General features: G+C 53.8%; 24 protein-coding genes and 1 tRNA gene. 9 read left to right on the forward strand and 16 right to left on the reverse strand.

Annotation, left to right across the window (positions count from 1 at the left end; genetic code table 11):
- Positions 1 to 133: 133 nt before the first annotated feature.
- Positions 134 to 1,477: a glycoside-pentoside-hexuronide (GPH):cation symporter gene (locus tag NR795_RS13180; protein ID WP_257758476.1), complete on the forward strand. Its 1,344-nt coding sequence runs from the start codon at positions 134 to 136 to the stop codon at positions 1,475 to 1,477.
- Between the two features lie 7 nt (positions 1,478 to 1,484).
- On the forward strand, positions 1,485 to 3,521 hold the full coding sequence (locus NR795_RS13185; protein ID WP_257758477.1) for a TIM-barrel domain-containing protein: 2,037 nt from the start codon (positions 1,485 to 1,487) through the stop codon (positions 3,519 to 3,521).
- 71 nt (positions 3,522 to 3,592) lie between these two features.
- Here NR795_RS13185 and NR795_RS13190 read toward each other — a convergent pair whose 3' ends face one another.
- The 4 genes from NR795_RS13190 to NR795_RS13205 all read right to left on the reverse strand — a co-directional run bounded on the left by NR795_RS13190 (position 3,593) and on the right by NR795_RS13205 (position 5,704).
- Positions 3,593 to 3,973 carry a putative T6SS immunity periplasmic lipoprotein gene (locus tag NR795_RS13190; protein WP_257758478.1) on the reverse strand — a complete coding sequence of 127 codons (381 nt, stop codon included), beginning with the start codon at positions 3,971 to 3,973 and terminating at the stop codon, positions 3,593 to 3,595.
- A gap of 45 nt (positions 3,974 to 4,018) precedes the next feature.
- Positions 4,019 to 4,456 (reverse strand): hypothetical protein, encoded by a 438-nt coding sequence (locus NR795_RS13195; RefSeq protein ID WP_257758479.1) that lies wholly within the window; start codon positions 4,454 to 4,456, stop codon positions 4,019 to 4,021.
- Positions 4,434 to 4,826: a polymorphic toxin type 44 domain-containing protein gene (locus NR795_RS13200; RefSeq protein ID WP_257758480.1), complete on the reverse strand. Its 393-nt coding sequence runs from the start codon at positions 4,824 to 4,826 to the stop codon at positions 4,434 to 4,436. The genes NR795_RS13195 and NR795_RS13200 overlap by 23 nt, the downstream gene beginning before the upstream one ends.
- A gap of 656 nt (positions 4,827 to 5,482) precedes the next feature.
- A complete protein-coding gene (locus NR795_RS13205; RefSeq protein ID WP_257758481.1) occupies positions 5,483 to 5,704 on the reverse strand; it encodes a hypothetical protein in 222 nt (73 codons plus the stop codon).
- Positions 5,705 to 6,217: 513 nt separating this feature from the next.
- On the opposite strand from NR795_RS13205, the gene NR795_RS13210 reads away from it, so the two are divergent.
- From NR795_RS13210 to NR795_RS13220, 3 genes are all read left to right on the forward strand, one after another.
- The gene (locus tag NR795_RS13210; protein ID WP_257758482.1) at positions 6,218 to 6,484 is read left to right on the forward strand and encodes a hypothetical protein; all 267 of its coding nucleotides are present in this window, start codon (positions 6,218 to 6,220) and stop codon (positions 6,482 to 6,484) included.
- Between the two features lie 77 nt (positions 6,485 to 6,561).
- Positions 6,562 to 7,068, forward strand: a complete 507-nt coding sequence (locus NR795_RS13215) for a hypothetical protein (RefSeq protein ID WP_257758483.1) — start codon at positions 6,562 to 6,564, stop codon at positions 7,066 to 7,068.
- A 286-nt stretch (positions 7,069 to 7,354) separates the two neighbouring features.
- Positions 7,355 to 7,666, forward strand: a complete 312-nt coding sequence (locus NR795_RS13220; RefSeq protein ID WP_257758484.1) for a hypothetical protein — start codon at positions 7,355 to 7,357, stop codon at positions 7,664 to 7,666.
- An 80-nt stretch (positions 7,667 to 7,746) separates the two neighbouring features.
- Here the strand turns inward: NR795_RS13220 and NR795_RS13225 are convergent, their stop codons facing one another.
- The 8 genes from NR795_RS13225 to xerD all read right to left on the reverse strand — a co-directional run bounded on the left by NR795_RS13225 (position 7,747) and on the right by xerD (position 15,585).
- Positions 7,747 to 7,953, reverse strand: coding sequence for a hypothetical protein (locus NR795_RS13225; RefSeq protein ID WP_257758485.1), 207 nt, complete (start codon positions 7,951 to 7,953; stop codon positions 7,747 to 7,749).
- A gap of 487 nt (positions 7,954 to 8,440) precedes the next feature.
- A tRNA-Gly gene (locus NR795_RS13230) sits at positions 8,441 to 8,514 on the reverse strand.
- 80 nt (positions 8,515 to 8,594) lie between these two features.
- Complete coding sequence (gene actS, locus NR795_RS13235; protein ID WP_257758486.1) at positions 8,595 to 9,296, reverse strand: amidase activator ActS; 702 nt, start codon at positions 9,294 to 9,296, stop codon at positions 8,595 to 8,597.
- A 206-nt stretch (positions 9,297 to 9,502) separates the two neighbouring features.
- Positions 9,503 to 11,020: a lysine--tRNA ligase gene (gene lysS, locus NR795_RS13240; protein ID WP_257758487.1), complete on the reverse strand. Its 1,518-nt coding sequence runs from the start codon at positions 11,018 to 11,020 to the stop codon at positions 9,503 to 9,505.
- Positions 11,021 to 11,029: 9 nt separating this feature from the next.
- A protein-coding gene (gene prfB, locus NR795_RS13245) for a peptide chain release factor 2 (protein WP_106403885.1) occupies positions 11,030 to 12,128 on the reverse strand; the annotation gives its coding sequence in 2 pieces (ribosomal slippage) (positions 11,030 to 12,052 and positions 12,054 to 12,128; 1,098 coding nt in all).
- An 88-nt stretch (positions 12,129 to 12,216) separates the two neighbouring features.
- Entirely contained in the window at positions 12,217 to 13,950 is a 1,734-nt protein-coding gene (gene recJ / locus NR795_RS13250; protein WP_257758488.1) for a single-stranded-DNA-specific exonuclease RecJ, read from the reverse strand.
- Between the two features lie 5 nt (positions 13,951 to 13,955).
- A complete protein-coding gene (dsbC, locus tag NR795_RS13255; protein WP_042388024.1) occupies positions 13,956 to 14,666 on the reverse strand; it encodes a bifunctional protein-disulfide isomerase/oxidoreductase DsbC in 711 nt (236 codons plus the stop codon).
- A gap of 22 nt (positions 14,667 to 14,688) precedes the next feature.
- Positions 14,689 to 15,585: a site-specific tyrosine recombinase XerD gene (xerD, locus tag NR795_RS13260; protein ID WP_042388027.1), complete on the reverse strand. Its 897-nt coding sequence runs from the start codon at positions 15,583 to 15,585 to the stop codon at positions 14,689 to 14,691.
- A 100-nt stretch (positions 15,586 to 15,685) separates the two neighbouring features.
- Between xerD and fldB the strand changes: the two genes are divergently transcribed.
- The gene (gene fldB / locus NR795_RS13265) at positions 15,686 to 16,207 is read left to right on the forward strand and encodes a flavodoxin FldB (RefSeq protein ID WP_042388029.1); all 522 of its coding nucleotides are present in this window, start codon (positions 15,686 to 15,688) and stop codon (positions 16,205 to 16,207) included.
- A gap of 6 nt (positions 16,208 to 16,213) precedes the next feature.
- On the opposite strand, the gene NR795_RS13270 is transcribed toward fldB, so the two are convergent.
- Together NR795_RS13270 and sdhE are read right to left on the reverse strand one after the other, a co-directional pair.
- Positions 16,214 to 16,630 carry a protein YgfX gene (locus tag NR795_RS13270; protein WP_144816072.1) on the reverse strand — a complete coding sequence of 139 codons (417 nt, stop codon included), beginning with the start codon at positions 16,628 to 16,630 and terminating at the stop codon, positions 16,214 to 16,216.
- Positions 16,611 to 16,877 carry an FAD assembly factor SdhE gene (gene sdhE, locus NR795_RS13275; protein WP_042388033.1) on the reverse strand — a complete coding sequence of 89 codons (267 nt, stop codon included), beginning with the start codon at positions 16,875 to 16,877 and terminating at the stop codon, positions 16,611 to 16,613. The genes NR795_RS13270 and sdhE overlap by 20 nt, the downstream gene beginning before the upstream one ends.
- Before the next feature lie 262 nt (positions 16,878 to 17,139).
- On the opposite strand from sdhE, the gene ygfZ reads away from it, so the two are divergent.
- The gene (ygfZ, locus tag NR795_RS13280; protein WP_144816074.1) at positions 17,140 to 18,120 is read left to right on the forward strand and encodes a tRNA-modifying protein YgfZ; all 981 of its coding nucleotides are present in this window, start codon (positions 17,140 to 17,142) and stop codon (positions 18,118 to 18,120) included.
- A gap of 81 nt (positions 18,121 to 18,201) precedes the next feature.
- Here ygfZ and NR795_RS13285 read toward each other — a convergent pair whose 3' ends face one another.
- Entirely contained in the window at positions 18,202 to 18,861 is a 660-nt protein-coding gene (locus NR795_RS13285; protein ID WP_144816076.1) for a hemolysin III family protein, read from the reverse strand.
- Positions 18,862 to 19,151: 290 nt separating this feature from the next.
- Here NR795_RS13285 and NR795_RS13290 point away from each other — a divergent pair, with 290 nt between their 5' ends.
- Complete coding sequence (locus tag NR795_RS13290) at positions 19,152 to 19,880, forward strand: MurR/RpiR family transcriptional regulator (RefSeq protein WP_257758651.1); 729 nt, start codon at positions 19,152 to 19,154, stop codon at positions 19,878 to 19,880.
- 128 nt (positions 19,881 to 20,008) lie between these two features.
- The gene (locus tag NR795_RS13295) at positions 20,009 to 21,442 is read left to right on the forward strand and encodes a 6-phospho-beta-glucosidase (RefSeq protein ID WP_257758489.1); all 1,434 of its coding nucleotides are present in this window, start codon (positions 20,009 to 20,011) and stop codon (positions 21,440 to 21,442) included.
- Positions 21,443 to 21,460: 18 nt separating this feature from the next.
- Here NR795_RS13295 and NR795_RS13300 read toward each other — a convergent pair whose 3' ends face one another.
- The gene (locus tag NR795_RS13300; RefSeq protein ID WP_257758490.1) at positions 21,461 to 22,204 is read right to left on the reverse strand and encodes an SDR family oxidoreductase; all 744 of its coding nucleotides are present in this window, start codon (positions 22,202 to 22,204) and stop codon (positions 21,461 to 21,463) included.
- Positions 22,205 to 22,255 lie beyond the last annotated feature (51 nt).

Genomic DNA, 22,255 nt, shown 5'->3' on the forward strand with positions numbered 1-22,255 from the left:
TCTTGTTACCGGTATCACGGAAAGCACTTTACGTAACCCAGATGTTAAATCCCGCAATTGTTAACCCTCCATCTTCAACCACACTATTGTCCTGATTAGAGAACCTGTACCTTAACGACACCTGGTGACATCAATGACAACTAAAGTTACCCGTAAAGAAAAGATCAGTTATGGCCTTGGGGATATGGCGAGCCATATTGGTCTGGATAACGTGATTATTTTCCTCACGTTTTACTATACCGATGTGGTGGGCCTGCCGGCCGCATTCGTCGGAACCATGTTTCTGCTTGCCCGCACCGCCGACGCCATTATCGACCCCGCGATGGGCTATATGGCCGACCGTACCCGTTCCCGTTGGGGAAAATTCCGCCCGTGGATGCTGTGGCTAGCCCTACCCTTTGGCCTGAGCTGCCTCCTGACCTATGCCGTACCACAATCGCTGGATATGACCGGTAAAATGATTTTCGCCAGCATCAGCTATACCTTCATGATGCTGATGTATACCGCCATCAATATCCCCTACTGCTCAATGGGCGCAGTGATTACTCCTGACAACGACGAGCGCATCTCCCTTCAGTCCTGGCGCTTCTTCCTTGCCACGCTTGGCGGCGCAATGTCGACATTTTTCATGATGCCGCTGGCGGAGTACCTGGGCGGCGCGGATAAGCTGGCAGGTTACCGCTGGGCGATGGCAATAATGGCCAGCGCGGCGGTGATCATGTTCTGGATCTGCTTTGCCAATACCCGGGAGCGTATTAAAGCACCCGCCACGCACAACAATTACCTGGCCGAACTACGGGATCTGCTGCGTAACGATCAATGGCGAGTCGTCGCGGTGCTGGTGATAACCAACATTGGCTTTGGCGTGATCCGCCTTGGGGCGATGATGTACTTCGTCACCTATTATCTCGGCAGCGCCAGTTACTTCATGTGGATGCTCGCCGCGCATATCCTTGGCAAAGCCGCCGGTAGTCTGCTGGCCAAGCGTCTGACCCGCAATTTCAATAAAGTGCAGATATTCGGCTACTGTGCCGTACTGGCGGGTGTGCTCAGCATCGCCCTGTTCTTTGCACCGAAATCCGTTTTCGTCCTGGTTCCGCTAACGTTTATTATCTCAACGCTCTATCAGGCGACCACCACCCTGATGTGGGTGATGATGGCCGACGTCGCCGACTACGGCGAATGGAGCCAGGGCAAACGTATGGATGGCATCATTTTCTCCACCTTCCTCGCCGTCCTCAAGCTGGGCATGGCGCTCAGCGGTGCCATCGTCGGTTGGACGTTGGGCTTCAGCGGCTACGTCGCCAACGCGCCGGAACAGACGTCGCTGGCAATGCACTGCATCGTCGCCCTTTTCACCGTCGTCCCCGGACTGCTCTCTCTGGCGGCTTTCGCCACGCTGCGCTGGTACAAGCTTGATGACCAGACCATGCAGGAAATCAATTTGGCTAAAATGCAATCCATTGTGAAAGGATGACCTCTCCATGAGCGAATTAATTGAGCACGCTAACGCCATCGAATGGCGCTTCGAACGACAGATTTTACGTCTCGAGCCCTGGGGCAAGAACAGCCTGCGGGTACGCGCCACCTGCGCGCCGGAGTTTACTTCCGCCCTTCATGCTCTGCTGACGCCAGAATCATGCCAGGCTGAAATTTTGCGAGATGCAGAAACCCTGACTCTGCGCAACGGCAACATCAGCGCGGTATTGAACCTTAAGGGCCAGTTGGCGTTTTACAATCAGCGCGGCGAGCTACTGCTGGAAGAGATGTGGCGACAGCGTTCTACGGTTGGCATCGGCGCCAGCGAAAAAAGCCAGGACAAGTACGTCAGTGCACTGAAGCTGGATGGCCGAGAATTTAAACCGCTGCCCGGCGGTAAATATCAGCTGACAGTCCGTTTTGAAGCCCGCCAGGGAGAAAAGTTGTATGGCATGGGGCAGTACCAGCAGCCCTGGCTGGATCTGAAAGGCTGCTCTCTGGAGCTGGCGCAGCGTAACTCGCAGGCCAGCGTGCCCTTTGTCCAATCCAGCCTCGGCTACGGCCTGTTGTGGAATAATCCGGCCATTGGCGAAGCTAGCTTTGCGAAAAACCACAGCCAGTGGACCTCACGCGTCACCCAGGAGATGGACTATTGGATCACTGCGGGTGATAGCGTGATGGAGATAACCCGCCAGTATGCCAAAGCCACCGGTACGCCGCCCGCCGCGCCGGAATTTATCAGCGGCCTGTGGCAGTGTAAATTGCGCTACCGCACCCAGCAGGAGGTATTGGACGTCGCGCGCGAATATCATCGCCGCAACCTGCCGCTGTCAGTGATGGTTATCGATTTCTTCCACTGGCCCAATCAGGGAACCTGGTGTTTCGATCCTGTCGACTGGCCGGATCCGCGGGCGATGGTAGAAGAGCTGGAATCCATGGGCATCAGGCTCATGGTGTCGGTCTGGCCGACCGTGGAAGCGCGTAGCCCGCTCTTTCCGCAGATGAAAGCCAAAGGTTGGCTGGTGACCAGCGATCGCGGCGTGCAGGTGAACCTCGATTTTATGGGCAATACCACTTTCTTTGACGCCACCCAGCCGCAGGCGCGGCAGTTTGTCTGGGATACGGTGAAGAAAAACTATTTTGATTACGGGATCAAGCTGTTCTGGCTGGATGAAGCCGAGCCGGAGTATCGCGCGTATGACTTCGATAACTATCGCTACCATGCTGGACCAGTACTGGAAGTAGGCAACCGCTATCCGCGCGATTTCGCTCAGGGCTTTTACGACGGCCTGCGTGCAGAAGGCGAAAACGAGATAGTCAACCTGGTGCGCTGTAGCTGGGCAGGCAGCCAACGCTATGGCGTACTCGCATGGTCTGGAGACGTTCACTCCTCCTTCCATTCGTTCCGCAATCAGCTGGCTGCCGGGCTTAACATGGGACTGGCGGGTATTCCATGGTGGACTACCGATATCGGCGGTTTCCAGGGCGGCAACATCCACGATCCAGCATTTCACGAGCTGCTGATCCGCTGGTTCCAGTGGGCGGTGTTCTGTCCGGTGCTGCGTATGCACGGCTACCGCGAGCCGCGGATCCAGCCGCCGGAAAGCTATCGCCACGGTATTCCGCAATGCGATAGCGGTTCACCCAACGAGCTGTGGAGCTATGGCGAGGAGAATTTTGCCATTATGCAGCGCTGGCTGGGCGTCCGCGAGGCGCTCCGTCCCTATATCGATGAACTTTACGCTAATGCGCATCACCACGGCGATCCGCTCATGCGTCCGCTCTTCTGGCACTATCCCGACGAAGCGCAAAGCTGGCAGGTTGAAGACCAATATCTGTTTGGTCGTGATTTACTGGTTGCGCCGGTTATGCACGCCGGTCAACGTCAGCGCGATGTCTGGCTGCCGGGCGAACATCAGTGGGTCAATTTACAGGGAGAGTGCTATCAGGGTGGGCAGCGTATTACGGTTTCTGCCGAACTGGAGACGATTCCACTCTTTATTCGTGAGGGCAGCCCGCTGATTTCACTGCTGGTAAAGTAAATCCCTAAATGAACCGGTTATGCCCTCGTGGCATGCCGGTACTTCGACTACGATTCGCCTGTAGGCCCGGCTTACGGGCCTGTCTGCTGAAGACCATCTTTTGTAGAAAACTCAGCTGAGAGGTAACGCCCGCTATCAGTAGCGTTTTTTTCAATGGTATAAAACACGGTATAGGTATGGCCCTTTTGGAAGTCATAACCAAATGTTGGCAGACACTGCCCGTTAGCGACATACACAGGGTCATGTTCTAATGTTTTGAGAAGATTATTGTTTTCTCCGTCAGAGAATTGGGCTGAAGAAACGAACTCTCCAGGATAGACAGGCGCAGTAATACAAACCTGGTTATCTTTTAATGTCACATTAGCGGGCTCTTTAGGCGGAATTCTGTCGCCAGGCCCCGGGCAACCGGAAAGTAAAAATGCCGCGACTATTACTGAATAATTTTTGTACATTGACCTTCCTCTGTCTTAGCGCCCATTTCGTAAAATCCAGGAGTGTTAATCTCTTACTCCGTTAGCAGTTATATTAATAACAGGCATCACTGCAACGTCATTTTCATAAAACAGATCTGAGTTAGTGAAGTTATAGATCTTCCCGGTCATTTTCACATTTACCGTATTTCCATAGGCAGTCGCTGTCACTGCATCCGTGTTCGTTTCAAGGAAAGGCGATCTATCCTTCAGAGCGTTAGTTACGTCACTGTTTCCAAGGTCTTTATCGAGATAAAAACGATAAATATTTGAAACAGTTGCGTTTCCCTCATCGTATTTCGTGACGTATAACCAGACGCTGTCTGACAGTTTTTGTTTACCCACAAAGGTATCGTGAGGCGGGGAGTTAAAAAAAGAGTAATAGGCCGCGTAACCGCCTACGAGCAGTAACAACACCACGGTAAGCATACCGTGTAGCTTTTTAGTAACCGAGCTTGCGAGCATAGTCTATCCCTTGCTTAATCCAATACTGGTCATGTGGATCGTCGCCATACGGCGGCTTTTGGTACCAATGTCCCCAGTTTTTTCTGGAAGTTTTCGCCATCTCCTGCGCAAAACCACCGCCCATTTGCAGGATTTCTGCTGGTATTCCTGCGGCGTAGCCGATTGCACCATAATGAAAATTACCAAAGTTTTCTAGCTCTGGGTGATGCTGCTTGTAGTCCCATGGGCCACGGTTTCTAACTTGCATGTAAAACCATGCATAAGTTAAAGGTGTTGCCATGTCACGAGGCATACCATGAATACGAGCTGTGCGCATATGAGCTAAAATCAATGGTATTCCCTGCGGTGGAAGCAAAGGTATAACTGCCATGTTAACCCCTCAATTACTAAGTGAATAGCAATCGTACTCCTGGCAATCAGATAGAGTAAACATAGTTTCCTAAAAACTCCTTATTTTCGGACACTAATGCTTTGTTACTCGTTCATGTAAAACGAGGTGCGGAACGTAGCAGTTGCCTCGTTGATAGGCCATCCGTCAGTCGCCCCGCTTATCCTAACAATCTTCATGATGTGCTTTGATTTTTCCCAATGGCAAGCATAACGCGGACGCTCTCGTCCTTAGGCTTACGGTTATACTTCTATTCAGTTTTAGCATGCTTGTTGTCCTGCGCTCGGTCCGCGTGTTGTTCATAGAATGCGGCTTGTAGAGGGTTATGCGCACGCATCGAGTACAACCGTAATACTTAATGCATAAAAACCTTTGAGAGTTGCATGGAGCAGAGATCCCAGCCGTTCAAATCAGAAACCACAAAACAATTTTGTATCAACAATGCTCAATGACTCTTCTGGAGGACATACAAAGTAAATTAAGGGATTTCACATATAAAGGATCCCACCATCGTCGCTCTTTACGTTAATTTCTATCGCGATACATGTGTCGGGGTGCTAGAGGCAAAGGTTCTCCAGCACTTCCAGCATGGTTGCCATAACTTTAGTCACTGGATTACTACCTCATCCCCGGCATGATCAGGCGGCCTGTTTATCATCAGCTTTAATCTGGCGCTGGCTGGCTTTAAGCATCATACCGACATGCTCGCTTAACCGGTCGAGGCCGGTCATACGGGGCAGGACGTCAGCCGGATCGTCGCTCTTTCCGTACACGAGATTGTTATACCAGGTACGCACTGCCGTGATTTGCGAGACATCTTTTTTGATTCTCTCAACCAGATCGGCAACAGCGCTAATCAAAGATTTTTACTTGTCGGGGTGGGAAGTAGGTCAAAGACAGGAAAAGCAGGCAAAACTCCACGCTGAGTCACTCTTCATTGCTCGAAAATCCCTTTGACTTGCGAAGCATAGGCTGTGAATTAGCAGCTAATAATCAGCGTTTGGTCAAGTTTTCATTTTTTTTCACATGCGTTGACTTTCATGTAGCCCTTGTCGTTCACGGACTTAGCCACTATTACCTTTCCGCAACCGCAACTTAACCTCAAAATCAACTCTTGTACTGAAAAGAATCCTTATTAAAATGTAGAACATATAGGGCAGCATTTGCTCACACCCCCTATATGTAGTGTCGATGTATGAATAACAGGCATAAAAAACCGGATTCATTTTCATGAACCCGGTCAAAGAAGCATGACCAATAGGAGTCGCCAAACTCGTATGAATCTTAGCCTTGCCTTCATTTCTAGCAGCTTGATTGTGCCAGGCAAAGAGGATCATGTAAATCTTAAAATGAACGCTCAATAGGAGCATTGCATGACCATTTGTAAACAGTCGCATCGTTACAATACACTTTTCATTAGCCTACCTCACGATCAAGGCGGTGAGGGTCGCCATAAATGCTGTGGGTGTGCTTATGATCAGGGCTACCGCGCTGGTTTAGCCCGTACAGGACAGCCTTGGGTTGATTTATCTGCTCTTCCCGATAGCCAAGCGGGAACGGTTCGTCATAAAAGCCCTCAAGCAGCATTTGCTGATGGCTATCGTGATGGAATCCGTGATTCATATAGCAAAGCTATTTGATACTTAATCTAGCATAAGGAGGCCTTTTGGCCTCCTTAAGAAGGTTATATATTTGAGGTTATTGATCAGGGATCAGAATGGATAGTTTAAAAGACTCAGTTTCACAAGCCTTAAAAGAGCGATTCACTAGCCCTTTATGGGGCTATATTATTCTTTCTTGGCTCGGATTCAATTGGCAGAATTTCGCATGGCTTTTCATGAGTAAACAGGATGTTGAAAAAAGAATTGAACTCATTACATCTCAAAATTGGTTTTACAGCCATTATTTACTTCTCCCCATTTTTGTTGGTGGAGTGCTGGCTGCATTATCACCATACTTTAAGGCATTGCTTTCTATAGTTCATAAAAAAGCAGAACAACAGTTAACTAATGTTGAGCGTGATAGGTCTCTAAACAGTTTACAAATAGAAATTGACATTATCGAGAAAACCGCCGAACGTAATTTCACCTCACGCAAGGCGGAAGCTAAAGAACAAAAAAGACTTATAGAAATTGAAGAAGAACAGAAACAGTTACCTCTAAAAACCGAATTCCTTCTGAAAGAACATGCAAATCTAAGCAAAAAAAATAAAATCCATCAATGAAGAATTAAATAACCATGTTAATCTGAAAGAAAAATTATCATCTGAAGTAGACGAACTAAAGAGCAAAGCAAATGAAATAATTAATATATTTCGAAAATATAATGCACCCAGCAATCATGAAGAAATAAAAAATTTTATTTCTGAAATATCTATTATTTTCAAAAAGATAGAAGACAGCCACCCTTCTCCTTCAAAGTCCACATCAGCTGATGATGCAAAAATTGCATTAGAGAATATAACTAAAGCATCACTTGCAGGTTTGAGCCTCCAGAATCCTTTTTCTGAAATGCAATACAAAAAAGCATATGAGCAGATTCAACAATCATTATCTCCTCATCCAGATTTAGCACAGTTGGCTGCAAGTTCTTTGATGGCTTTTAGCAATCCAAACTTTAAGGAAATTGGGGAGCTAAGCCGTCAAATCTCGGCTCTTAAAGACCAATACCCACAATTATCTTCATTATCTTCACAGACATCAGAAGCTCTTAAAAGTTTGACAAGTGATAACATCAATAATTTCGCTAAGTATGCACATTTAGTTAAACCAGAACTCACTAACATTGAAACTTTCCTTGATAAGGATAGCAATAATAAATAATAAATAAAAAATAAAACGATAATAGAAAAAGAATAAGCCGTGACCATAAAAAAGGGGGGCATCACCCCCTGTCTTATTTATTATGGCACTGGTACAACTGATATAATTGAGAACCCAGCAACTGATGTATCCCCCTGTGATGGGGTATTAAACTTTGCTGTATCCTTTCTTACAGCATCTTGGACTTCATCTTGTGTAGGTTCGTGATCGGACTGAATCAATACCTCTTCAGCTCTCGTTTCTTTTCCATTTCTATGCTCATAAGTGATTTTATACGTTACGCTCATTTGTCTGCTCTCGTGTGATTGGTATTGGTAAGTTTAGACAATAGGAGCCATAAAGCCCCGTTGGTGATACAGCAACAAGCGGAGCGTAGCGACTTCGACAATCTGTCAGAGAGATCGCGCCTTATCAGGATAACCGTGTACCCTTGCCGGGAGCGTGGCTGAGCCGCTGATAGAGCTTGCATTTGGTGTGCAAGTACCTTCCTGTTTACGCAGCCACAAGGCCGCACATTGGGCTTAAATGCATGTGATCAATCTGTTATGAGAATCAATGCCCGGATCAGGCTTTGCCTTCACGTTGTGCTGTCGCGGTGTGAAGATTGGAACTGCCGCCGACGAATAGTTGTACTCTCATTTCCATATTAACTATTCGTGACAACTATCAGTGTAGTTTAAAGTGGTAGAACATGAGACTGACAATCTATACGAGGTCAGAAACTGGTTTCGTAAACAATAGCTTAGGTAAGTTTTGTGACCACAGAGAGAGACTTGGAGCGGGCGAAGGGAATCGAACCCTCGTATAGAGCTTGGGAAGCTCTCGTTCTACCATTGAACTACGCCCGCTTTGAGGTGCGTAAGGCATTATAAACCTTACGCACCGTCTGGCAAGGCGGAAGAACGCTAACCGATGGTTAATTAATCAGTTAGCACTTCGGCGGCGTGCCCTGCGGCGGCAGGTAGCGGATCGGATCGATGGCGGTAGCACGGTAGCGCAGCTGGAAGTGCAGCTTCACCGAGTCGGTATCAGAGCTGCCCATCGTGGCAATCTTCTGCCCTATTTTTACGCTCTGGCCGTTGTTCACCAGCAGCGTGTCGTTGTGGGCATAGGCGGTGATGTAGTCTTCACTGTGCTTGATCATAATGAGGTTGCCGTAGCCGCGCAGCTGGTTACCCACGTAGACCACCTTCCCTGACCCGGCAGCGTAGATCGCCTGCCCGCGTGAGCCTGCAATGTCGATACCCTTGTTGCCACCGTCGGCGGAGGAGTATGGCAGCACCACGGTGCCGCTTGTCGGCCAGCGCCAGCAGCGCTGCCCTACCGGTGGCCAGGAAGCTGGCGGTACGGTGACGACGCGTGAGGAGGAACCGCTGCTGCTCTTACCGGAGGTCTTTTTACCGGCACCGTTGGTCCGCAGCCGCTGGCCGATCTCAATGGTATACGGCGGAGAGATACCGTTAAGGCGCGCCAGGTCCCTGACGCTAGTGCCGGTCAGGCGCGAAATACGCGACAGCGTATCGCCACGTTTAACGACGTAAACATCTTCATCTGACAGCTTGTTGGATGAACAGGCAGCTAACAGCATGCCCAGCATCAGACAGATAATAAGGCGAAACGGTTTTCTCATCGGGCGTCCTGCGCTCAAAACGGATCCTCAGGTAATTGTTATGGGGGTTGTTTATGATAGCAGTCATCCGCCGGAGGCTAAATCTCTTCACGGTGATTTACATTTCAAGGGAATGGATGCCCGGTAGCGCTACGCTTACCGGGCCTACGCTCAGTGCGGTTTTGTAGGCCGGATAAGCGCAGCGCCATCCGGCTTTTTTGCAGGAGTTACTTAACCGGACGCATTGCCGGGAACAGGATCACGTCACGAATGGTGTGGCTGTTGGTAAACAGCATCACCATACGGTCGATACCAATGCCCAGACCTGCGGTCGGCGGCAGGCCGTGCTCCAGCGCGGTCACGTAGTCTTCGTCGAAGAACATCGCTTCGTCATCACCGGCGGCTTTCGCATCCACCTGGTCCTGGAAACGCTGGGCCTGGTCTTCCGCGTCGTTCAGCTCGCTGAAGCCGTTACCGATCTCACGTCCGCCGATAAAGAACTCAAAGCGGTCGGTGATCTCCGGGTTCTGGTCATTACGACGCGCCAGCGGGGAGACTTCTGCCGGGTACTCGGTGATAAAGGTCGGCTGGATCAGATGTGCTTCAGCGGTCTCTTCGAAGATCTCGGTCACGATACGGCCCAGACCCCAGCTCTTCTCAACCTTGAGGCCAAGGCTTTCGGCAATGGCTTTCGCCGCGTCGAAATTGTCCAGATCCGCCATATTGGTCTCCGGACGGTACTTCTTGATCGCCTCGCGCATGGTCAGCTTCTCGAACGGCTTACCAAAGTCGAAGGTTTCATCGCCGTAAGGCACCTCGGTGGTACCCAGAATGTCCTGCGCCAGAGTCCGGAACAGGGATTCGGTCAGCTCGATCAGATCTTTATAATCCGCGTAGGCCATATAGAGTTCCATCATGGTGAACTCAGGGTTGTGGCGAACGGAGATGCCTTCGTTACGGAAGTTACGGTTGATCTCAAACACGCGATCAAAACCACCGACCACCAGACGCTTGAGGTACAGCTCCGGGGCGATACGCAGGTACATGTCCAGATCCAGCGCGTTATGATGGGTGATGAACGGACGCGCGGAGGCACCGCCCGGGATCACCTGCATCATCGGGGTTTCCACTTCCATAAAGTCGCGGTTAACCATGAACTGGCGAATACCGGCCATGATCTGGGAGCGGATTTTAAAGGTCTTGCGGGACTCATCGTTGGAGATGAGATCCAGGTAGCGCTGACGGTAACGCGCCTCCTGATCCTGCAGGCCGTGGAACTTGTCCGGCAGTGGGCGCAGGGCCTTGGTCAGCAGACGCAGCTCGGTGCAGTGGATGGAGAGCTCGCCGGTCTTGGTTTTGAACAGCTTACCTTTTGCGCCGAGGATATCCCCGAGGTCCCACTTCTTGAACTGCTCGTTGTAGATGCCTTCCGGCAGGTCGTCACGGGAAACGTAGAGCTGAATGCGGCCGCCAACGTCCTGCAGGGTGATGAAGGATGCCTTGCCCATGATACGGCGGGTCATCATACGGCCGGCCACGCTCACTTCGACGTTCAGCGCTTCCAGCTCGTCGTTCTCTTTCGCGTCGAACCCGGCGTGCAGCGCATCGGAGGTGTGGTCGCGGCGGAAGTCGTTCGGGAACGCAACGCCCTGCTCACGCAGCTGCGCCAGCTTCTCGCGGCGGGTTTTTAGTTCGTTATTAAGATCGACCGCCGCGTCAGCGCCCTGTGCTTGTTGTTCAGACATGTTGGTTCCTCATAGCCCTGCTTTCAAACTTGCTTCAATAAACTGGTCCAGACTACCGTCCAGCACCGCCTGCGTATTACGGGTTTCAACCCCGGTGCGCAGATCTTTGATACGGGAGTCGTCCAGTACGTAAGAACGGATCTGGCTGCCCCAGCCGATGTCGGATTTGTTATCTTCCATCGCCTGCTTCTCAGCATTTTTCTTCTGCATCTCCAGCTCATAAAGCTTCGCTTTCATCTGCTTCATGGCCTGGTCTTTGTTCTTATGCTGGGAACGGTCGTTCTGACACTGCGTCACGGTGTTGGTCGGAATGTGGGTAATACGCACCGCCGATTCCGTACGGTTAACGTGCTGACCGCCCGCGCCGGAGGCACGGTAGACGTCGATACGCAGATCCGCCGGGTTGATTTCGATATCGATATCGTCTTCCACTTCTGGATAGACAAACGCCGAACTAAAGGAGGTATGACGACGGCCACCGGAGTCGAACGGGCTCTTACGCACCAGACGGTGTACGCCGGTTTCAGTACGCAGCCAGCCGTAGGCGTAATCGCCAATGATCTTGATGGTCACCGATTTCAGGCCAGCAACTTCACCTTCGGACTCTTCGATAATCTCGGTTTTAAAGCCGCGCGCTTCGGCCCAGCGCAGATACATACGTGTCAGCATGCTGGCCCAGTCCTGGGCTTCGGTACCACCGGAGCCGGCCTGGATATCCAGGTAGCAGTCGGCGCTGTCGTATTCACCAGAGAACATGCGGCGGAACTCAAGCTGCGCCAGCTTCTCTTCCAGCACGTCAAGCTCGGCAACGGCCTCGTTAAAGGTCTCTTCGTCGTCGGCTTCCACGGCCAGCTCCAGCAGGCCGGAGACATCTTCCAGGCCCTGACGCATCTGATCCAGCGTGTCGACGATGGCTTCCAGCGAGGAGCGCTCTTTACCCAGCGCCTGCGCGCGTTCGGGTTCGTTCCAGACGTCCGGCTGTTCCAGCTCGGCGTTTACTTCTTCAAGACGCTCTTTCTTGGCATCGTAGTCAAAGATACCCCCTAAGAACGTCTGAGCGCTCTGTGAGGTCCTGAATGCGGTTTTTTACAGGATTGATTTCAAACATGGCTGTATTCTTTTCTGCGCTTGTCAAAATGCGGTTATAAGGGCGGGATCTTAGCGGATTCGCGCCCTTTTTTACAGTGAAAGTGATGCTAAATCGGCCAGATATCGTCGATGATCAGCTGCACGCTGCGGTTGCCTCGGAACTCGTTAACATCAAGTTTATAGGCAAGGCTCACTTCACGCACGCCGTTATCCGGCCAGATAGTGGTATCGACGTTAAAGGCGATGCCGTCCAGCAGCGGGCCACCGCCGACCGGTTCAACCATGACCTTCAGGTGGCGCTCGCCGACGATACGCTGCTGCAACAGGCGAAAACGCCCATCGAACAGCGGCTCCGGGAACATCTGTCCCCACGGCCCGGCGTCGCGCAGCATCTCTGCAACCTCCAGCGTCATTTCCGCAGGGGAAAGCGGGCCGTCCGAGACGACCTCCCCCTGTAACAGGGCAGGATCCAGCCACTCGGTAACCAAATCGCCAAAGCGCTGCTGAAACTCCTCAAAGCGCGATGCCTCCAGCGACAGCCCCGCCGCCATAGCGTGACCACCGAACTTCAGCATCATGCCCGGATAGAGCGTATCGAGACGCTCAAGGGCGTCGCGCATATGCAGGCCCTGGATCGAACGGCCGGAGCCTTTCAGCAGACCGTCCCCCGCCGGGGCGAAGGCTATGACCGGGCGGTGGAAGCGCTCTTTGATGCGCGAGGCGAGAATACCGACCACGCCCTGGTGCCACTCAGGGTGATACATCGCCAGTCCGCCGGGCAGCGTCTCGCTGCTGCGCTCCAGCTTCTCGCACAGCGCCAGCGCCTCGGCCTGCATCCCCTGCTCAATCTCTTTACGCGTCTGGTTGAGAGCGTCCAGCTCGCTGGCCAACACCCGGGCTTCACCGACGTTGTCGCAGAGCAGCAGCGCCACACCCACCGACATATCGTCGAGCCGCCCGGCGGCGTTAAGCCGGGGACCGAGGGCAAAACCGAGATCGCTGGCCGCCAGCTTCTGGGGATCGCGGTTGGCGATCTCCAGCAGCGCTTTAATACCCGGACGGCACTTGCCCGCACGAATGCGGCTCAGCCCCTGCCAGGTTAAAATACGGTTGTTGGCATCCAGCGGCACCACGTCGGCCACTGTGCCAAGGGCAACGAGATCCAGCAGCTCCGCCAGGTTAGGCTCGGCCAGACCACGGGCGGCAAACCAGCCCTGGTCACGCAGATGGGCGCGCAGGGCCAGCATCAAATAGAATGCAACCCCTACCCCTGCCAGCGACTTCGACGGGAAGGTGCAGTCGCGCAGGTTCGGGTTAACAATCGCCTCGGCGTCCGGCAGCGTCTCTCCTGGCAGGTGGTGATCGGTCACCAGCACCGGGATCCCCAGCTCATGGGCGCGATCGACGCCGGTATGGGAGGAGATACCGTTATCCACGGTCAGGATCATCTGCGCACCGCGGGCATGCGCCTGATCAACCACCTCCGGGCTTAGCCCGTAGCCGTCGTCGAAGCGGTTCGGTACCAGACAGGTGACGTTCCCACAGCCCAGCGCACGCAGGGCCAGCACGCTAAGGGCGGTACTGGTGGCACCGTCGGCGTCAAAATCGCCGACGACGACAATGCGCAGCTCCTCTTGCAGGGCGCGATAGAGCAGCGCCACGGCTTTATCGATGCCGCTGAGCTGCTGCCATGGGAGCATCCCTCTGACGCTGCGCTCCAGCTCCCCGGCCGAACTTACGCCGCGGCTGGCATATAAGCGCCGCAGCAGCGGGGGCAGGTTCGCCGGTAGATCCGCCGCCTCATCCACGGTTCGGCGGCGAAGTTGTCTCTGATGTTTCACGTAAATTATTTACCGCTCATAGATTTCTGCTGGTCGAGGAACGCCTTCAGCTCCTGCGGGCCCTGATAGCCCGGCACGACATAGCCGTTGCTCAGGACAATAGCCGGGGTGCCGCTAACGCCAAACTGCACGCCCAGCGCATAGTGGTTAGCAATGTCGATATCGCAGCTGGCTGGCTGCACGCCTTTGCCGTTCATCGCATTGTCGAAAGCCTTGTTACGATCTTTCGCGCACCAGACCGACTTCATATCTTTTGCCGCATCGCTCTGGATACCCTGGCGCGGGAAGGCCAGGTAGCGCACGGTGATGCCCAGCGCGTTATAGTCCGCCATCTCTTCATGCAGTTTATGACAGTAGCCACAGGTGATATCGGTAAACACGGTAATGACGTGCTTCTCCTGTGCGGCCTTGTAGACAATCATCTCTTTTTCCAGCGCGTTGAGATGGGTCATCAGCATCTGGTTAGTGACGTTAACCGGCTGCGCACCGCTGACGTCGTACATCGGCCCCTGAATAATATGCTTACCGTCGTCGGTGACGTAGAGCACGCCGCTGTTGGTCATAACGGTTTTCATGCCGCTCACTGGCGCAGGCTGGATCTCGGTGCTCTGTACGCCCAGCTTCGCCAGCGACTGTTTGATGGCCGCGTCATCAGCGTGGGCCATCCCGGAGAGCGTTGCCGCCAGCAGGGTAAACATCATTAAACTCTTTTTCATAACCGTCCTTAACTGTTCAGCATCATGCCCGGGGGTGATGCTGTTGATGAAGTTGTCGCAAGCGCTCTGTGGCCACATGGGTGTAGATCTGGGTCGTAGAGAGATCGCTGTGTCCAAGCAGCATCTGCACCACGCGCAGGTCAGCGCCGTGGTTTAACAGATGCGTGGCAAACGCGTGGCGCAAAACGTGCGGCGAAAGCTTTTCACTGTCAATGCCCGCCAGCAGAGCATAGTGCTTAATCCGGTGCCAAAAGGTCTGCCGGGTCATCTGCTGGGCGCGCTGGCTAGGAAAGAGCGTATCGATTGAGGTGCCGTTCAGCAACCACGGCCGCCCATGCTCAAGATAGTTCTCCAGCCAGTAGACGGCCTCTTCTCCCAGCGGCACCAGACGCTCTTTATTACCTTTACCAATAACCCGCACGACGCCCTGACGCAGGCTGATATCGCTCATAGTCAGCCCTACCAGCTCTGAAACGCGCAGGCCAGTGGCATAGAGCACCTCCAGCATGGCCTTATCGCGCAGCTCCAGCGGCTGATCCACCAGCGGAGCCTGCAGCAGGCGTTCAACCTGGGCCTCACTGAGATCTTTTGGCAGCCGCTGCGGCAGCTTAGGCGACGCCAGCAGCGCGCTGGGATCGTCCGGGCGCAGCTTCTCCCGGTACAGATGCTGAAAAAGTCGCCGTATGGCGCTCAGCAGGCGCGCAGAGCTGGTGGCTTTATATCCGCCCTCAATGCGCTCCGCCAGCAGCGCCTGCAGGTCGTCGCTTTGCGCGCTCTGTAACGAGAGACCGCGATGGTGCAGCCACTCCGCCACCATGCTGAGATCGCGGCGGTAGGCGCTTAGCGTATTCTCCGCCAGATTACGCTCCAGCCAGAGCGCATCAAGAAACTGTTCTATGCGTGCGAGATCCTGATCCATTTGAGCCTCTTGGGGTCTGCGGCTCTCCATTATGCCTGATTGCCCACTGATTCTGGTACACTGTGCGTAAAGCCCCATCAGGAATTGAGACGTTTACGCTATGAACATTGGTCTTTTCTATGGTTCCAGTACCTGCTACACCGAAATGGCGGCGGAGAAGATCCGCGACGTTATCGGCCCGGAACTGGTTACGCTACATAACCTGAAAGACGACGCTGTCTCCTTAATGGAGCAGTACGATGTCCTGATCCTCGGCATTCCCACCTGGGATTTTGGCGAGCTTCAGGAGGACTGGGAAGCCGTTTGGGACCAGCTCGACGGCCTCAACCTCGACGGTAAAATCATTGCGCTGTACGGCATGGGCGATCAGCTCGGCTACGGCGAGTGGTTCCTTGACGCGCTCGGCATGCTGCACGACAAGCTGGCCGCCAAAGCCGTCACCTTTGTTGGCTACTGGCCGACAGAGGGCTATGAGTTTACCAGCCCTAAGCCGGTGATTGCCGATGGTCAGCTCTTCGTTGGCCTGGCGCTGGATGAAACCAACCAGTACGATCAGAGCGAAGAGCGCATCCAGAGCTGGTGCGAACAGATCCTCAGCGAAATGGCCGAGCAGTTCGCCTGAGTTTTGTCAGTGCTCCCCTGTCGCTGGCTGCTGGAGCAGCATCCGGCGCAGGTCTCGCCACTCACGTTCATCCATACTGTCCGACGCCAACCACAGGTGATGCACGCGTCCGCCCTGCTTTTTACGCAGGCGCAGCATCATGCCGCTGGTCAGCATCCAGGGCGTGCCGATAATATCCCACTCCGCGTCCTGCCAGCGCAGCCGGGAATCCATCAGCAGCTTGATTTCACCGTGGCAAGCATTTATGCGCCGCTGGCTGCGTACGCAGTCAAACACCACCAGCGACAGCAGTATCAGCCACAGCGGCGTATAGCGCAGCGGCCAGGGAGCCAGCAGGATTATTGCCGCCACCAGGCCGTGAAGCAGAAGAGAGAGCCACTGAGCGCGCCACGAGACGCGTAGATCAGATTGCCACAGGACCACGTTCCCGATTCCGTGTCTGAATTAACTGCACCATTCTCTGCAACTCCGTGTCGGCAGGTTCACCGTGATTCATTAACCAGTTAAACAGATCCGGATCGTCACTTTCCAGCAGGCGAACGAAGAGCCGTTTGTCGTCATCGCTCAGCGTATCGTACTCGTGTTCAAAAAAAGGCATGATGGAGATATCCAGCTCGCGCATTCCCCGGCGGCAGGCCCAATGGATGCGGGCTTTATTATTTATGTCCATGTCTTCTCCCTGCATTACGCTATATAAGTATCGATAGTGCAGACAGTGTATCGTGTTTTTTGTTCATCCTTTACTGGAAAGTTGATAATTAGGAAGGGTGCTTCCAACATAAAACATCCCGGACGTACGTTTTGCATTTTATTGCGTAGCGCTACGCATCCCGGTGAAGTGAGCACAAATCGTATGCTTTTACCGCTTGCATTGGTCGGCGGCTCTTTTACCATTAAGCATCTAACAGCGTTAAGCAAACCAGGACACTATTATGGCCTTTACTCCTTTTCCTCCGCGCCAGCCTTCCGCCTCTGCGCGTCTGCCGCTGACGCTTATGACGCTCGACGATTGGGCGCTGGCAACCCTGACCGGCGCAGATAGCGAAAAGTATCTGCAGGGCCAGGTCACCGCTGACGTTGCCGCTCTGACCGAGCACCAGCATCTGCTGGCGGCGCACTGCGATGCCAAAGGCAAAATGTGGAGCAACCTGCGCCTGTTTCGCCGCGACGGCGGCTTTGCCTTGATTGAGCGCCGCAGCATCCGTGATGCTCAGCTGACCGAGTTAAAAAAATACGCGGTCTTCTCTAAGGTCACTATCGTGCCGGATGACGAGCACGTGCTGCTGGGCGTGGCCGGTTTTCAGGCCCGCGCCGCGCTGGCGAATGTATTTACCACCCTGCCCGACGCTGAAAAGCAGGTCGTACAGGAGGGGGCAACCTCTATTCTGTGGTTCGCGCACCCGGCAGAGCGTTTCCTGCTGGTCACTGACGTGGCCACGGCGGAGCTGCTTAGCGAGAAGCTACGCGGTGAAGCGCAGCTGAACAACAGCCAGCAGTGGCTGGCGCTGAACATTGAAGCGGGCCTGCCGGTGATCGACGCCGCCAACAGCGCCCAGTTCATCCCTCAGGCCACCAACCTGCAGGCGCTCGGTGGCATCAGCTTTAAGAAAGGGTGCTATACCGGCCAGGAGATGGTCGCCCGGGCGAAGTTCCGCGGTGCCAACAAGCGCGCCCTGTGGTATCTGGCGGGCAAAGCGAGCCGCCTGCCGGAGGCGGGAGAAGATCTTGAGCTGAAGATGGGTGAAAACTGGCGTCGCACCGGGACAATCCTGGCGGCGGTACAGCTTGATGATGGCCGCCTGCTGGTACAGGCAGTGATGAACAACGATATGGAGCCGGACAGCGTCTTCCGCGTGCGCGACGATGCCAATACGCTCAGCATCGAGCCGCTGCCCTACTCGTTAGAAGAGTGAGTTGGTGCGCCGGGTGGCGGCCTCGCCTTACCCGGCCTACGGTTTTGTAGGCCCGGCAAGCCTTGCGCCGCCGGGCAAAATTCAAGCCTGGCCAACGTAGAAGTAGATGGCGAGGAAGTGGCACAGGCTGCCGCCCAGCACAAAGCCGTGCCAGATCGCGTGGTTGTAAGGGATGCGTCTGCACACGTAGAAGATCACCCCCAGCGAGTAGACAATGCCCCCCGCAGCCAGCAATATGAGCCCGCCAGCAGAGAGTCTGACGGCCAGCTCATAGATCACCACCAGCGACAGCCAACCCATCGCCAGGTAGGTCACGAGCGAGAGCACCTTAAAACGGTGAGCAATGGTTAATTTGAACAGGATCCCGAGCAGCGCCAGACTCCAGATAACAACCATCAGGCCGCGTGCAAGAGGTGAATCCAGCCCTACCAGTAAAAAAGGCGTATAGGTACCGGCTATCAGCAGATAGATAGCACAGTGGTCGAATTTTTTTAGCCACGGCTTTGCGCGCGGATGGGGAATAGCGTGATAGAGCGTTGAGGCCAGAAACAGCAGGATCATACTGCCGCCGTAAAGGCTGTAGCTGGTAATGGCCAGTGGGCTGGCATGATTATCCATTGCCTGCATCAGTAAGAGCACCAGTCCCACCACACCGAATATCAGTCCAATACCGTGACTAATGCTGTTGGCTATCTCCTCAGCCAGTGAATATCCCTGTTTTTTTAATGGTTTATCAACCATAGCTTACTCCAGAAAACCGAGGCTTGCGCCGGGTCACTCAGTAGCCGATAGCTGCCTGAATGATAACCAGTATAGAGTAACTGAGAATGATTCCAGTGCACACCTGTTAGCTAAAATAAATATTACCGTCAAAAAAATGCAATAAACTCACGCTTCGCTCAGGCTACAGCTGTTCCGGTTTTCAGAGCAGACTGCGCCGCGCCGCCGTTTCCCGTTTCGGGCAAAATGTGGCAGCATAGAGAGGTGCCGCACCGTGCAGATAACCATCTGAAAAAGGAAGCCTCGTGACCCTGTTTAACCACTCCGCTGTTGCCAGCCTCAACAACCTTGAGATGATGGTCTACAACGTGGTCATTAAAAATCGCGACAAGGTGATGTACATGACCATTCGCGAGCTGGCCAATGCCGCAGGCGTCTCTACCACTACTGTTCTCCGCTTCTGCCGCAAGCTGGAGTGCGAAGGCTACTCAGAGTTTCGCGTGCGCTTTAAATTATATTTAGCACAAAGCGAACCGCAGCCCGCTAATTTTGGTGCCAGCGAAATTATTAGCTTTTTTAAAAGCGTCAATAACGATGAATTCGACCGCCTGCTGGATCAGGCAACCGATATTATTTTAGCTTCTGAACGAATTATATTTGTCGGCGTCGGCACCTCCGGATCGTTAGCAAAATATGGCGCACGCTTCTTTTCCAACGTGGGTAAATTCAGCAATCACGTTGACGACCCCTATTTTCCCGTCACCAACGATATGGCTAAAAATGCGCTGGCAATTGTCCTCTCCGTCTCCGGTGAGACAGAGGAGATCCTGCGCTTCGCCAGCCAGTTCAGCCTGCATCGCTGTAAGGTGATGTCGATTACCAGCCACGAGCACTCGGCGCTGGCTAAGCTGGCAGATTTTAATCTCTCCTGGCATATTCCCCAGACGCGCATTTTAGGGGGCTACGATCTGACCACCCAAATTCCCGTGATCTATATTCTTGAAACCCTGGGCCGCAAGCTGGCGAAAAAATTAGCCTAAAAAAACAGGCTGTTTTTTCTCTGTAACATATTACCGAGGCGGCAACGTGTTATATCGTGACTTTCGATTGGGCTTTGCTAGACTCGGCGTAAACCTATTTTCTGTCGGTTACAGCGGGATAAATAAGCATGAAAAAGATCACCTTACCAAAAGACTTTTTATGGGGCGGCGCGGTCGCTGCGCATCAGGTTGAAGGCGGCTGGAACAAAGGCGGTAAAGGCCCGAGCATCTGCGACGTACTGACCGGCGGCGCGCACGGCGTACCGCGTGAGATCACCCAGGACGTTGTGCCCGGCAAATACTATCCGAACCACGAAGCCGTTGAGTTCTACACCCACTACAAAGAAGACATCAAGCTGTTTGCCGAGATGGGCTTTAAGTGTTTTCGTACCTCTATCGCCTGGACCCGTATCTTCCCAAACGGCGACGAGCAGACGCCGAACGAAGAGGGTCTGAAGTTCTATGACGATATGTTCGATGAGCTGCTGAAATATAACATCGAGCCGGTGATCACCCTCTCCCACTTTGAGATGCCCCTGCATCTGGTGCAGGCCTACGGCGGCTGGACCAACCGTAAAGTAGTGGATTTCTTTGTGCGCTTCGCCGAAGTGGTCTTCGAGCGCTATAAGAGCAAGGTCAAATACTGGATGACCTTTAACGAGATCAACAACCAGCGTAACTGGCGCGCGCCGCTGTTTGGCTACTGCTGCTCCGGCGTGGTCTATACCGAGCATGAAAATCCGGAAGAGACCATGTACCAGGTGCTGCACCACCAGTTCGTTGCCAGCGCGCTGGCAGTGAAGGCCGCGCGGGAGATCAATCCTGAGATGCAGGTTGGCTGCATGCTGGCCATGGTGCCGCTCTATCCGTTCTCCTGTAAGCCAGAAGACGTCATGTATGCTCAGGAGTCAATGCGCGAGCGCTGGGTCTTTACCGACGTGCAGCTGCGCGGCTACTACCCCTCCTACGTTCTGAACGAGTGGGAACGTCGCGGCTTTGATATCAAAATGGAAGCCAACGACGAGCAGATCCTGCGCGAGGGTACCTGCGCCTATCTCGGCTTCAGCTACTACATGACCAACGCGGTGAAAGCGGAAGGCGGCAGCGGTGACGCGATCTCTGGCTTTGAAGGCAGCGTGCCAAACCCGCACGTTAAAGCCTCTGACTGGGGCTGGCAGATTGACCCGGTCGGCCTGCGCTATGCTCTGTGCGAGCTGTACGAGCGCTACCAGAAGCCGCTGTTTATCGTGGAAAACGGCTTTGGCGCGTACGATAAAGTGGAAGAGGATGGCAGCATCAATGACGACTACCGCATTGATTACCTGCGCGCCCACGTGGAAGAGATGATCAAAGCCGTGACCTACGACGGCGTCGATCTGATGGGCTACACCCCGTGGGGCTGCATCGACTGCGTCTCTTTCACTACCGGCCAGTACAGCAAACGCTATGGCTTTATCTATGTGAACAAGCATGACGACGGTACCGGGGATATGTCCCGCTCCCGTAAGAAGAGCTTTGAGTGGTACAAAGCCGTGATCGCCAGCAACGGTGAGAACCTGTAACTACGCATTGCCGGGCGGCTACTTGCCGCCCGCTAACTCAATAAAACTGCCCGTCACGTACGATGCCTTCTCGCTCAGCAGCCAGACTATCGCCTGCGCCACCTCTTCCGGCTGACCGCCGCGCTGCATTGGCAGCATGGACTTGATCCGATCCACGCGTCCCGGCTCGCCGCCAGAGGCGTGAATGTCGGTATAAATCAGGCCAGGGCGTACGCAGTTGACGCGAATGCCCTGCGCCGCCACCTCGAGTGATAACCCGGTGGTCAGCGAATCCACCGCCCCTTTGGATGCCGCGTAATCCACATATTCACCCGGTGCGCCGAGGCGTGAAGCCGCGGAGGAGACATTCACTATCGCCCCACCCTTGCCGCCATGTTTAAACGACATGCGTTTTACCGCTTCGCGACAGCAGAGAAAGTAGCCCGTCACGTTGGTAGCCAGCACGCGGTTGATGCGTTCGGCCGACAGGTTTTCGATGGTCGATTGCTCAAACAAAATGCCTGCGTTATTGACCAGCGCGGTCAGCGGCTCGTTCTCCTCGTCGAGACGAGCGAACATCGCCAGCACCTGCGCTTCATCGCTGATATCTGCCTGTACCGCGAAAGCCCTACCGCCCGCAGCAACAATCGTGTTCACCACCTCGGTTGCCGCATCCACGTTGTGATGATAGTTAACCGCCACGCCGTAGCCTTCACGCGCCAGCTCCAGCGCCGTGGCCCTGCCAATGCCCCGGCTTGCGCCGGTTACCAGTGCAATACCCATTCCATTCTCCCAATAAAAAAGCCGGGTAGCGGCTTCGCCTTACCCGGCTTA

The sequence above is a fragment of the Pseudescherichia sp. L3 genome (assembly GCF_024656065.1).
Taxonomy (GTDB): domain Bacteria; phylum Pseudomonadota; class Gammaproteobacteria; order Enterobacterales; family Enterobacteriaceae; genus Pseudescherichia.

Coding starts and splice junctions, on each gene's coding strand:
- NR795_RS13195 (WP_257758479.1), bottom strand. CDS start 4,456: ATGCTCGCAAGCTCGGTTACTAAAAAGCTACACGGTATGCTTACCGTG.
- lysS (WP_257758487.1), bottom strand. CDS start 11,020: ATGTCTGAACAACAAGCACAGGGCGCTGACGCGGCGGTCGATCTTAAT.
- NR795_RS13220 (WP_257758484.1), top strand. CDS start 7,355: ATGCAATACAAAAAAGCATATGAGCAGATTCAACAATCATTATCTCCT.
- NR795_RS13200 (WP_257758480.1), bottom strand. CDS start 4,826: ATGGCAGTTATACCTTTGCTTCCACCGCAGGGAATACCATTGATTTTA.
- NR795_RS13300 (WP_257758490.1), bottom strand. CDS start 22,204: ATGGGTATTGCACTGGTAACCGGCGCAAGCCGGGGCATTGGCAGGGCC.
- NR795_RS13285 (WP_144816076.1), bottom strand. CDS start 18,861: ATGGTTGATAAACCATTAAAAAAACAGGGATATTCACTGGCTGAGGAG.
- sdhE (WP_042388033.1), bottom strand. CDS start 16,877: ATGGACATAAATAATAAAGCCCGCATCCATTGGGCCTGCCGCCGGGGA.
- NR795_RS13190 (WP_257758478.1), bottom strand. CDS start 3,973: ATGTACAAAAATTATTCAGTAATAGTCGCGGCATTTTTACTTTCCGGT.
- NR795_RS13225 (WP_257758485.1), bottom strand. CDS start 7,953: ATGAGCGTAACGTATAAAATCACTTATGAGCATAGAAATGGAAAAGAA.
- xerD (WP_042388027.1), bottom strand. CDS start 15,585: ATGGATCAGGATCTCGCACGCATAGAACAGTTTCTTGATGCGCTCTGG.
- NR795_RS13180 (WP_257758476.1), top strand. CDS start 134: ATGACAACTAAAGTTACCCGTAAAGAAAAGATCAGTTATGGCCTTGGG.
- fldB (WP_042388029.1), top strand. CDS start 15,686: ATGAACATTGGTCTTTTCTATGGTTCCAGTACCTGCTACACCGAAATG.
- NR795_RS13295 (WP_257758489.1), top strand. CDS start 20,009: ATGAAAAAGATCACCTTACCAAAAGACTTTTTATGGGGCGGCGCGGTC.
- NR795_RS13185 (WP_257758477.1), top strand. CDS start 1,485: ATGAGCGAATTAATTGAGCACGCTAACGCCATCGAATGGCGCTTCGAA.
- NR795_RS13210 (WP_257758482.1), top strand. CDS start 6,218: ATGACCATTTGTAAACAGTCGCATCGTTACAATACACTTTTCATTAGC.
- NR795_RS13215 (WP_257758483.1), top strand. CDS start 6,562: ATGGATAGTTTAAAAGACTCAGTTTCACAAGCCTTAAAAGAGCGATTC.
- ygfZ (WP_144816074.1), top strand. CDS start 17,140: ATGGCCTTTACTCCTTTTCCTCCGCGCCAGCCTTCCGCCTCTGCGCGT.
- dsbC (WP_042388024.1), bottom strand. CDS start 14,666: ATGAAAAAGAGTTTAATGATGTTTACCCTGCTGGCGGCAACGCTCTCC.
- actS (WP_257758486.1), bottom strand. CDS start 9,296: ATGAGAAAACCGTTTCGCCTTATTATCTGTCTGATGCTGGGCATGCTG.